7 protein-coding genes are annotated in these 11,960 nt (G+C 31.9%); all 7 read left to right on the plus strand.

The features are described 5' to 3' along the window. Positions 1-5 precede the first annotated feature (5 nt). The 7 genes from ACY2RX_RS13330 (at position 6) to ACY2RX_RS13360 (ending at position 11,794) form a co-directional block, all read left to right on the plus strand. Positions 6-803 carry a carboxylesterase family protein gene (locus ACY2RX_RS13330; protein ID WP_490104472.1) on the plus strand — a complete coding sequence of 266 codons (798 nt, stop codon included), beginning with the start codon at positions 6-8 and terminating at the stop codon, positions 801-803. Between the two features lie 4 nt (positions 804-807). Then, positions 808-3,057, plus strand: a complete 2,250-nt coding sequence (locus ACY2RX_RS13335) for a glycoside hydrolase family 3 N-terminal domain-containing protein (protein WP_490104473.1) — start codon at positions 808-810, stop codon at positions 3,055-3,057. A gap of 152 nt (positions 3,058-3,209) precedes the next feature. Then, positions 3,210-5,789, plus strand: coding sequence for a glycoside hydrolase family 2 TIM barrel-domain containing protein (locus tag ACY2RX_RS13340; RefSeq protein ID WP_490104474.1), 2,580 nt, complete (start codon positions 3,210-3,212; stop codon positions 5,787-5,789). 2 nt (positions 5,790-5,791) lie between these two features. Next, positions 5,792-7,456, plus strand: a complete 1,665-nt coding sequence (locus ACY2RX_RS13345; RefSeq protein WP_490104475.1) for a sulfatase family protein — start codon at positions 5,792-5,794, stop codon at positions 7,454-7,456. An 11-nt stretch (positions 7,457-7,467) separates the two neighbouring features. After that, positions 7,468-9,540: a glycoside hydrolase family 97 protein gene (locus ACY2RX_RS13350; protein ID WP_490104476.1), complete on the plus strand. Its 2,073-nt coding sequence runs from the start codon at positions 7,468-7,470 to the stop codon at positions 9,538-9,540. Between the two features lie 9 nt (positions 9,541-9,549). Further along, the gene (locus ACY2RX_RS13355; protein ID WP_490104477.1) at positions 9,550-10,398 is read left to right on the plus strand and encodes an endonuclease/exonuclease/phosphatase family protein; all 849 of its coding nucleotides are present in this window, start codon (positions 9,550-9,552) and stop codon (positions 10,396-10,398) included. A 10-nt stretch (positions 10,399-10,408) separates the two neighbouring features. Beyond that, complete coding sequence (locus ACY2RX_RS13360; RefSeq protein ID WP_490104478.1) at positions 10,409-11,794, plus strand: sugar porter family MFS transporter; 1,386 nt, start codon at positions 10,409-10,411, stop codon at positions 11,792-11,794. Positions 11,795-11,960 lie beyond the last annotated feature (166 nt).

Consider the following 11,960-nt stretch of genomic DNA (forward strand, 5'->3'; position numbering starts at 1 on the left):
AAAAGATGATTCAAAGACCAGTAAAATATTTTCTAATAGTATTAATGATAGGTATATCAAATATTCTGTTGGCTCAAGACCAAGAGTTATACTTAAAAGAATATTTTATAAATCAATCTGATACATTGCAATATCGTATAATGATGCCGAAAGATTTTGATGAATCCAAACAATATCCAATCGTATTATTTCTTCATGGTGCTGGAGAACGTGGAGATGATAATAAAAAACAATTAGTACACGGCAGTAAATTATTTGCAAACGAAAAAAACAGACAAACATTTCCTTCGATTGTTGTTTTTCCACAATGCCCAAAAAATGATTATTGGTCTAATGTAAAAGTTGATCGTTCTAAAAAAGGATTAGCAAAATTTAAATATAAAAAAGCTGGCAAACCAACACCATCAATGAAGTTAGTAGTGGCTCTAATGGATACGCTATTAAATAAAACCTATGTGAAAAAAAATCAGGTTTATGTTGGCGGACTTTCAATGGGCGGTATGGGAACATTTGATATTTTAAAAAGAAGACCCAATATGTTTGCTGCTGCTTTCCCCATTTGTGGTGGTGGAAATCCAAAATCAACAGCGAAATATGCAAATAGTGTTTCGTTTTGGATTTTTCATGGAGGAAAAGATGATGTTGTACATCCTTATTTTTCTTTAAGAATGGTTACTTCCTTACAAGAAAAACAAGCAGATGTTAAATTAACTTATTTTGAAAATGCAAATCATAACAGTTGGGATGCTGCATTTGCAGAACCAAATTTATTACCGTGGTTATTTTCAAAAATAAAACCCTAAAAAAATGAATAAAATACTAACCAAAACTTACATTTTTTTATTAATAATAATTGTTTTTAGTTGTAAAACAGATACTAAGAATAGTACTAACAATGAATCACCATTTGACGCTAAAGTAGATTCTATAATAAACTTAATGACCTTGCAGGAGAAAATAGGTCAAACAGTTATGTATAGTGGAGGATGGTCGGTTACAGGACCTGTTGTAAGTTCTAATAATAAGAAATATATAAAAGAAGGAAATGTTGGAGCTATGTTAAATGTGTATTCCGCTAAAGGCACTCGAGATTTACAAAAGCTAGCGGTAGAAGAAAGCCGTTTGGGTATTCCTTTGTTGTTCGGTTATGATGTTATTCATGGGTTTAAAACTATTTTTCCTATCAATTTAGGATTAGCCGCAAGTTGGGATTTAGCAGATATAGAAAAAAGTTCTCGTATTGCTGCAGAAGAAGCATCAGCGGAGGGCATCCATTGGACGTTCGCACCAATGGTAGATATTGGAAGAGATCCACGCTGGGGGCGAATCTCTGAAGGTGCTGGTGAAGATGTGTATTTAGGAAGCGAAATTGCAAAAGCCTATGTTCGAGGTTTTCAAGGGGATGATTTATCAAAACACAACACTATTTTGGCTTGTGCAAAGCATTTTGTTGGTTATGGAGCTGCACAGGCAGGTCGTGATTATCACACTGTAAATATGGGAGAAGACGAATTGCGAAACGTGTATTTACCACCTTTTCAAGCTACAGTTGAAGCTGGTGTTGAAACATTTATGACAGCGTTTAATGAGCTTAATGGCGTTCCTGCTACTGGTAATAAATTCATTTTCAGAGATATTTTAAGAGATGAATGGGGTTTTAAGGGTTTTGTAGTAACAGATTACACTGCTATAAATGAATTAGTAGAACATGGTTTTGCTAAAGACGAAAAGCATGCTACCAAATTAGCTATTGAAGCAGGTATAGACCAAGATATGATGAGTAGCGCTAATCGACTCTATCTTGAAGAATTAGTAAATGAAGGAGAAGTTGATGTAAAATTGATAAATGATGCTTGCCGAAGAATTCTTCTAACAAAATATAAACTAGGGTTATTTGACGACCCGTACAGATATTGTGATGAGCAACGAGAAAAAGAAGTGATTTATAAACCTGAGTTTCTAGAAGCCGCACGTCAATCGGCAGCAATGTCTTTAGTCTTATTGAAAAATGACGATAAATCTCTTCCGCTAGATAAAAACCAAACCATTGCGCTTATTGGACCATTGGTAAAAGACAAAGAAAATATTATTGGTAATTGGGCAGCAGCAGGCGATAGAAAAGGAAAAGCGGTTAGTGTGTATCAAGGTATTCAGGAATATTTAAGTGATTCTAAAATTATTTATGCTAAAGGATGTGAAATTGAAGGCAATGATAAAAGCGGATTTCAAAACGCCATTAATGCTGCAAAAAGAGCAGATAAAGTCGTGATGGTAATAGGTGAAGATTACGATATGAGTGGAGAAGCTGCTAGTAGAACTAATATTAAATTAACAGGACGTCAAACGGACTTAATAAAAGCTATTCGTAAAGCTGTTCCTAATAAAAAAATTGTTCTGATTTTAATGAATGGTCGCCCGTTAGATTTATCTGAAGAAGATAAGCTAGCTGATGCTATTTTAGAAATTTGGTTTCCTGGTACTAGCGGAGGTTACGGGGTTGCAGATGTGTTATTCGGAGCATACAATCCATCAGGAAAATTACCTGTTACATTCCCAAGAACTATAGGGCAAGTACCTATTTACTATAATATGAAAAATACAGGACGACCAATTCCTGCAAGCAACCCACATGAAGATTATAAATCTCATTATCTAGATGCTCCAAATACACCTTTATATGTGTTTGGTCATGGATTGAGTTATACAACTTTTGAATATTCTAGTGTTAAATTATCAGCAACGACCATCGGGTTTTCAGATACTTTAACCGCTTCAACTACTATTACAAATACAGGCGATTACGATGGGTACGAAGTGGTTCAATTGTATGTTCACGATAAAGTGGGAAGCCTTACCAGACCAGTAAAAGAACTAAAAGGATTCCAAAAAATATTCCTTAAAAAAGGCGAAAGTAGAACCGTGAGTTTTGATTTAACTGTTGAAAATTTAAAATATTATAACGCCGAAAATAAATTCGATGTAGAACCAGGTGAATTTGAAATTGCCATTAAAGGCACTTCAGATTTTAATTTTGAGCACACGTTTACATTAGAATAGTTAATAGCACTAACCTGCGAGGTTTTAAAAACCTTGTAGGTTTATTGTAAATCATAAAGTAATTAAGACCTGACAGGTCTATAACACATAAAACGTTGAATTTGTATAGCTCATTCAAAACAAGTTACATTATTTGCTTTTTAATATGTAATGTGTTTTTATTTGAAATAAAAGCTCAAACCGTTACCATAAATTCAGGGTGGCAGTTTGTTTTGGGCGATAAAACTTCTGAAAATTGGCAAACCATAAACATTCCACATACTTGGAATACCGATGATGCTTTTGATGATGAAAAAGGCTATCATAGAGGTGTTGGTTGGTATAAAAAACAACTTTTTTTTTCTTCTAAAAGTGAAAATTTAGAGCATTACATCCATTTTAAAGGTGTAAATCAAGAAACAGATGTATATGTAAACGGAAATCATATAGGCAATCACAAAGGAGGTTATACCGCTTTCAATTTCAACATTTCAAAATATATAAATTACGATGCTTATAATTTAATTGAGGTTAAAGTTGACAATAGTCATAACTTAGATATTCCACCATTAGATGCCGATTTTACGTTTTACGGAGGCATATATCGCGATGTACAACTCATTTCAAAACCAAAACAACATATATCATTGTCCGATTTTGCTTCAGACGGATTTTATGTGAATTATTATTCTGTTTCAGAAGAAAAAGCAGGTGTTTCTGTGAAAATATTGTTAGATAATTTTCAAAAACATAAAACTTCAAACCTGATAAAAGTATCACTTTTTGATGCTGACAATAACATGCTTCAATCCGATGAAATAAAATTGATATTAAATGCTAATGTTTCAGAAACCATAGACATTAAACTTCCCGAAATTAATAATCCAAAATTATGGTCGCCAAAATCACCCTATTTGTATAAGTTATGTATTCAGTTATTAGATAATAAAGGGACGATTTTAGATGAAAAGTGGCAAAACCTTGGATTTCGTTGGGTAAGTGTTGATGCTAATAAAGGCTTTTTTTTAAACGGAGAACCTATAAAATTGATTGGTGTAAATCGTCATCAAGATTATAAGGGCTATGGAAATGCGGTTCCAATAGAACTTCAAAAAAAGGATATTCAACTTATAAAAGATATGGGGGCAAATGTGTTAAGAAATGCACATTATCCACAATCTCGAGAATTGTATGATATGTGTGATAAGCTCGGGATTTTGATTTGGACCGAAATTCCTGTAATAAATAAAGTCACCAATTCCAAAACCTTTTTTGATGTTTGTATAAATATGCAAAAAGAACAGATAAAACAGTATTACAATCACCCGTCTGTAGTGATGTTAGGTTATATGAATGAAATATTTTTAAGATTGGCGTTTGATAATAAATTAACTAAAGCAGTTAAAGAAAATCAGAAGAAGGCATCTGTAGATTTAGCTAAACAATTAGAACAATTAACACGAGAGCTAGCACCAAACCATATAACTGTTATGGCGGGGCATTTAAACGAACTATACAATGAAACAGGAATAGCCGATTTACCAATGTTGTTTGGTTGGAATTTATACTTTGGTTGGTACGATAAAGATATTCCAGATTTAGGTGTCTTTTTAGATAACCAACACAAAAGGTATCCTAATCGGTCTTTATTACTTTCAGAATATGGTCCTGGAGCAGATATAAGGATTTTTACAAAAACACCTAAAAAGTTTGATTTCTCTACTGAATATCAAGCTAAATTACATCAATCGTATTATCAACAAATTATTGGAAGAACTTATATGACTGGAATGACGGCGTGGAATTTTGCCGATTTTGGTTCCGAGTTTCGAGGTGATGCCATTCCGCACGTTAATCAAAAAGGGTTGATTCAATATGATAGAACTCCCAAAGAAATTTATTATTGGTATAAATCGGTTTTAAAGACAAAAGAACCTTTCATTCATATTGCAACTGATTATTTATCTGGATTAACAGTGTTTGATGATGAGGAGTATCCTGTTCAAATTTATTCTAATCAAAAGTATATTGAAGTTTTTTTAAATGGGAATAAACTGCAATATTTTTTAATAGAAAATGGCATGGTAACAATTGATGTGCCTTTTGTTAATGGAAAAAATATCATTAAAGTAGTTTCAGAAACATTTTCAAAAGAAAAAACCATTGAAGTTTTAAGAATAGATGCTTTAAATTTTGAAACCTTTTCACGAATTGGAATTAATATGGGGGCTCATTTTTATTTTAGAGATGAAGAACGTCAATTGACTTTTGTTCCCGATCAAACTTACAAAAAAGGATGGTTTGGTTATATAAATGGAGAAATATTCAATTTAAGTAAAGATAAGCATCAAGGAATGCCTTATAGCATCAAAGGCACCAATGCAGAGCCATTATTTCAAACTATGTTAGAAGGCTGTACAAGATATAAATTAGATATTCCTAACGGAACATACAAAGTAACTTTGTTCTTTGTAGAACCTCAAATTAGGTCTTCCAAAAATATTTACAATTTAAATGATAATACAACTTCTTTAGACAGTAAAAAATCACAACGTATTTTCGATATTTATTTGAATAATGATTGTGTTGAAAGTCAGTTTAATATGGCAGAACAATACCCCGAAAAATATGGTATTGAAAAATCGGCAATGGTAAATGTGAAGAATAATGAAGGATTAACAATTTATTTAAAGCCCATAGAAGGCAAACCAGTGATAAGTGGTGTTTTAATTGAGCAACTAAATTCGTTTTAAAAATGAATAAACTTCTGTTTTATATAATATTAGCCATAGCTTTTCAAGCTTGTAAACAAGAAAAAAAGAGCATTGTTGTTGAAGATTTAAAAAGGCCTAACATAATTTTTATAATGGCAGATGATCATGCAACACAAGCCATTAGTGCATATAATCATCCAATTAGCAAATTAGCACCAACACCAAACATTGATAGGATTGCTGATGAAGGCGCTATTTTTAAAAATAATTTTTGTACTAATTCTATTTGTGGCCCTAGTCGTGCAGTGATTTTAACAGGAAAACATAGTCACGTTAATGGTTTTAGAATGAATGGTAACCGTTTTGATGGCAACCAGCAAACGTTTCCAAAACTATTGCAACAAGCAGGTTATAAAACCGCTATGATAGGAAAATGGCATTTGCACGGTAATCCACAAGGCTTTGATTATTGGAATATATTACAAGACCAAGGAAATTATTACAATCCAGATTTTATATCACTAAATCAGCAAACTAAAAAAATAGATACTACTAGAATTATTGGCTACGCTACAGATATTGTTACAGAAGATGCAATTAATTATTTAAAGAAAAATAAAGATGTTAATCGACCTTTTATGTTGATGGTACAGCACAAAGCACCTCACCGTAACTGGATGCCAGCTTTAAGGCATCTAAATAAATACGATTCTATTCAATTTCCTGTGCCTAGTAATTATTTTACAAATCACAACGGTTCAACAGCTTCTAAAGAACAGTATCAAACTATTTATCGCGATATGTATGAAGGGCATGATTTAAAAATGACAAAGGAAAGAGGTAGTAACGAGTTGGCTCACAATCCTTGGAAAACAGATTTTGAACGAATGACACCTCAACAAAAATCAATTTGGGATAAAGCGTATCAGCCAAAAAACGATGCTTTTCATAACGCTAATTTAAATGGAAAAGATTTAGATTTATGGAAACTACAAAGGTATTTACAAGATTATATGGCAACTATTGCTGCTGTTGATGAAGGTGTTGGAAAAATTTTAGATTATTTAGACGCTAACAATTTATCTAAAAATACTATTGTAATTTATACTACAGACCAAGGGTTTTATTTAGGTGAAAAAGGCTGGTTTGATAAACGCTTTATGTACGAACAATCTCTGTCAATGCCTATGTTAATGAGATATCCTAATACCATTAAACCTAAAACAGAGGTTACAGCATTAACTCAAAATCTAGATTTTGCTGAAACATTTTTAGACTTTGCAGAGGTAAAGATTCCTAAAGATATGCAGGGTAAATCGTTAAAACCATTGCTAACAGGAGTTATAGAAGATAGCCAGTTTAGAGATGCCGTGTATTATCATTATTATGATTTTCCAGCTTTTCATATGGTAAAAAAAATGAATGGAATACGCACCAACCGATATAAACTTATACACGTTTATGATGATGTAGATGAATGGGAATTATATGATTTAAAGAACGACTTAAGTGAGACTAATAATTTAATTAATGATGATAATTATAATGATGTAGAAGAAAAACTACGAGAAAGATTAGCCCAATTACAAACAGAATACAAGGTCACCGAAAAAGAATTCGAAAGAGCTAATCCAGCTTTAATTAAACGCAATTATAAAAATTTTGAACGCTTAAGAGGTCAACCTATGCAAGCTTATGAGCATTAATAATTAATACTATGTCAAAAATTTCAATTTTATTTTTAATACTACTAACTCTTGTTTCTTGTCAAAAAAAAGAAAAGGAACTAGTCGCAGTATCTCCAAATAAACAAATTAAAGTTTCTTTTTTTCTGTCTGATAAAAACGAGCCAACCTATAAGGTCAGTTATACAAATCAGACCGTTATTGATTCTTCAAAAATGGGATTTGAATTTAAAAATGAAATGCCTTTGGCTTCAGATTTTAAAATTATAAATGTTGAAGAAAAACAAATAGATGAGACTTGGGATATGGTTTGGGGCGAAGATGCTCAAGTTCGAAATCATTATAACGAATTAAAGCTTCAACTTATAGAAACTTCTAAATTAAAAAGAAGACTCAATATTATTTTTAAAGTTTACAATGATGGTGTTGGTTTTAGATATGAGTTTCCCGAGCAAGAAAATTTAAAAGAAGTTATTATTACTGATGAGAATACTGAGTTTAAATTAACAAGCAATCCCAAAGTATGGTGGATTCCTGGAGATTGGGATATCTATGAATATTTATACAATACTACCAAGTTTTCAGAAATAAATGCCCTAAAGTATTACAAACCTGGAACTCATTTAGGGCAAACTTATATACCAGAAAACGCCGTTAACACACCTGTTACAATGAAAACCGATTCAGGGGTTTACCTAAGTTTTCATGAAGCCGATTTAACCAATTATTCAGGTATGACTTTAGCTGTAGATACTACAGCTTTAAAAATGAAAAGTGAGCTGGTTGGAAATTCAAAAAATGTTAAAGTGGTTAGACAAACACCTTTTAAAACACCATGGAGAACCATACAAATTGCAAAAAAACCAGGCAGCTTAATAGAATCTAAATTAATCTTAAACCTTAATGATCCCAATAAAGTTGGAGAGATGTCTTATTTTAAACCTACAAAATATATAGGTATTTGGTGGGATATGCATATTGGAACTGGTAGTTGGGATTACTCAGGGAAATACCATGCAGCAAACACTAAATATGCTAAAGAAATGATTGATTTTGCATCAGAGCATAATATAAATGCGATGTTGGTTGAAGGATGGAATATTGGTTGGGAAAAATGGTGGAACAAAAAAGAAAAGAATATTCATTTTGATTTTGTAACACCTTATCCAGACTATAATTTAAAAGAAGTTGTGAGTTATGGAAAGTCTAAAGGGGTTGAATTGATTATGCACCATGAAACATCTGCCGATATTATAAGGTATGAAAAACAAATAGATACTGCTTTTGCATTGATGCAGTATCTAGACATTCATACTGTAAAAACAGGCTATGTAGGAAGTGTTATTCCTGAGGGAGAATATCATCATGGACAATATATGGTAAACCACTATCACAAAGTATTGCAGAAAGGTATTGAGGCTCAAGTAGCAATTAATGCCCACGAACCTATAAAACCAACAGGAAAACGCAGAACTTTTCCTGTTGCAATTTCACGTGAAGGTGTTCGCGGACAGGAATATAATGCGTGGTCTAAAGATGGTGGTAACCCACCAGAACATTTAACTATTGTTCCATTTACGCGTATGTTAGGTGGCCCTGTTGATTATACACCAGGTATTTTTAATACAACATTAAAGCCTTACAGAGAAGATAATCAAATTAATACAACACTGGCACATCAATTAGCTTTGTACGTCGTGTTATATAGTCCTGTTCAAATGGTGCCCGATTTAATTAAAAATTACGATAAACACCCCGCTTTTCAATTTATTGAAGATGTAGGCGTAGATTGGAATATATCTAAAGTTTTGGATGCCGAAATTGGTGAGTTTGTAACCGTTGCTCGTCAAGAGAAAGGTACAAGAAATTGGTTTGTAGGGTGCATTACAGACGAAAATAAAAGAACAGTTAAAATAAACTTAGATTTTTTAGATAATGATAAAACCTATACTGCAAAAATCTATAAGGATACCAAAAATTCGCACTATATGAATAATCCTGAAGTTTATGAAATTTTGATAAAAGAAGTTAACAACAAGACTATTTTAGAACTTAATTTAGCTGCTGGTGGTGGATGTGCTATTTCATTAATGATAAAAAAATAAATTTAAGAAATGAAAAAAATTAGCTGCCTTGTAATTATGTTTAGTTGTTTAGGTGGTTTGTTTGGTCAAGAGATCACAAGAGTAATGACCTATAATATTAAACTAGATTACCCAAAAACAGGCAATAATAGCTGGAACAATCGAAAAGATTTTATGATAAAGCAATTTAACTTCTATGAACCTGATGTTTTTGGTGTTCAAGAAGCTTTACCTAATCAAATGAAATATTTAGATAGTATGCTGGTAAACTATAATTATGTGGGCGTTGGTCGTGATAATGGTAAAAATGAAGGTGAATATTCAGCTATTTTTTATAAGAAGGATATATTCAAAATCATAGAAAGTTCTACTTTTTGGTTATCTAAAACACCAGAAAAAGTATCTATGGGATGGGATGCAGTTTGTAACAGAGTTTGTACATATGCTTTGTTTGAAAATAAAAATACAAGTAAGCGGTTTTGGGTATTTAATACTCATTTTGACCACGTTGGAAAACGGGCACGTGTAGAAAGTCCAAAATTAATTACTCAAAAAATAAATAAGTTAAACACAGAAAATTTGCCTGTTATTCTAATGGGGGATTTTAATTTAGAACCTAAAACAGAACAAATACAATTTATTAAAAAACATTTAAAGGATTCTAAAGAGGTTTCAAAAACGAGTCCATTTGGACCTTCTGGAACTTTTAATGGTTTTCATTTTAATCAACCTGTGACAAGACGTATTGATTACATTTTTGTAAGTGATAATAGTATCAGAGTGAATAAATATGCAGTATTAAGTGATTCGAAAGATTGTAGATATCCTTCGGATCATCTGCCTGTTTATGTGGAAATACAACTAATTAAGACTAACTAAAACACAAATTATGAATAAAAGATCTTTTTTATTATTAATAACAGCAGTATCTGCATTAGGTGGGTTGCTATTTGGCTATGATACAGGAGTTATTAATGGTGCACAATTTTATTTAAGTAAACATTTCGATTTAGATTCAGCAATGAAAGGCTGGGTTGTAGGAAGTGCTCTGTTGGGGTGTTTAGTTGGTGCTATTGTAGCAGGTCCGTTAAGTATAAAATTTGGCAGAAAACACTCATTAATAATTTCAGCTATATTATTTTCAGTTTCAGCCTATGGCTCTGGTTTGCCATCTATGTTTTCAGAGTCCGTATCATTACTAGTTCTATTTAGAATTATTGGTGGTCTGGGAATTGGTATAGCATCAATGAATGCACCTATGTACATAGCAGAAATTGCGCCAAGTAACATAAGAGGAAAAATGGTTACTTACTACCAACTCGCTATAGTCATTGGGTTTTTTGTAGTGTTTTTGGCTACATATTTTATTGGAAACAATTTATCTGAAACTGAAAACATAACATTTGGTTGGAAATATATGTTTTGGTCAGAATTAATTCCAAGTTGCCTGTTTTTAGTATTATTGTTTTTTGTACCTAAAAGCCCACGATGGTTAGCTCTTAAAGGAAAAGATGATGATGCCTTGGCAATATTAACTAAGTTACATAGTGCAGACCAAGCAAATAAAGAAATAGAAGATATAAAAAATTCTCTTAAAACTAGCGATAACCATATAAAAGTGAATTATTTTTCGAAAATAATTCTTGGAATTATAGTTATAGGAACAACACTCTCTGTTTTACAACAATTTACAGGAATAAATGCTGTATTATATTATGGTGCCGATATTTTTGAAAAAGCACTTGGTTTTGGTAAAGATGACATTTTAGCGCAACAAATATTGTTAGCGTTTATTAATTTAATATTTACCTTTATTGCGATGTTCACAGTAGATAAGTTTGGAAGAAAACCATTAATATACATTGGATCTATTGGTATGATTGTTGGGTTTTTATTGTTAGGAATTACGCTACAACAACAATCTGTTGGGTTTTTATCATTATTGGGCGTGCTAATTTTTATAGCGTCATTTGCGCTTTCTATGGGACCAGTTGTTTGGGTTTTGCTTTCTGAGATGTTTCCAAATAAAATGCGTAGTGTAGCTATGTCTATAGCTGTAGCAGCACAATGGGCGGCAAATTATGTGGTTTCTCAATCTTTTCCAGTAGTGATGGATAGTGAAGTAAATAATAGTGCCACGTGGAATGGTTCTTTACCTTATTTTATATTTATCGTATTTATTTTAATAATAATATTGGTTACCTATAAATATATTCCAGAAACAAAGGGAAAATCTCTTGAAGAAATTGAAGGGTTTTGGAAAGAAAGAATGTAGTATTCGTGATAATAATTATACATTGATATTAAAAAAAGATGACTACTTTTTTGATCAAATAAAAAAGTTGTAGAATTTTAAAATTATGCAAAACGGCAGTATCCAAAAAACTGTGTAAATAGAAAACTAGGAGGGTTTTAAAACCCTCCTAGTTTTTTTATTAATT

The organism is Polaribacter sp. 2405UD43-2 (assembly GCF_058147125.1).

Coding starts and splice junctions, on each gene's coding strand:
- ACY2RX_RS13330 (WP_490104472.1), top strand. CDS start 6: ATGATTCAAAGACCAGTAAAATATTTTCTAATAGTATTAATGATAGGT.
- ACY2RX_RS13335 (WP_490104473.1), top strand. CDS start 808: ATGAATAAAATACTAACCAAAACTTACATTTTTTTATTAATAATAATT.
- ACY2RX_RS13345 (WP_490104475.1), top strand. CDS start 5,792: ATGAATAAACTTCTGTTTTATATAATATTAGCCATAGCTTTTCAAGCT.
- ACY2RX_RS13350 (WP_490104476.1), top strand. CDS start 7,468: ATGTCAAAAATTTCAATTTTATTTTTAATACTACTAACTCTTGTTTCT.
- ACY2RX_RS13355 (WP_490104477.1), top strand. CDS start 9,550: ATGAAAAAAATTAGCTGCCTTGTAATTATGTTTAGTTGTTTAGGTGGT.
- ACY2RX_RS13360 (WP_490104478.1), top strand. CDS start 10,409: ATGAATAAAAGATCTTTTTTATTATTAATAACAGCAGTATCTGCATTA.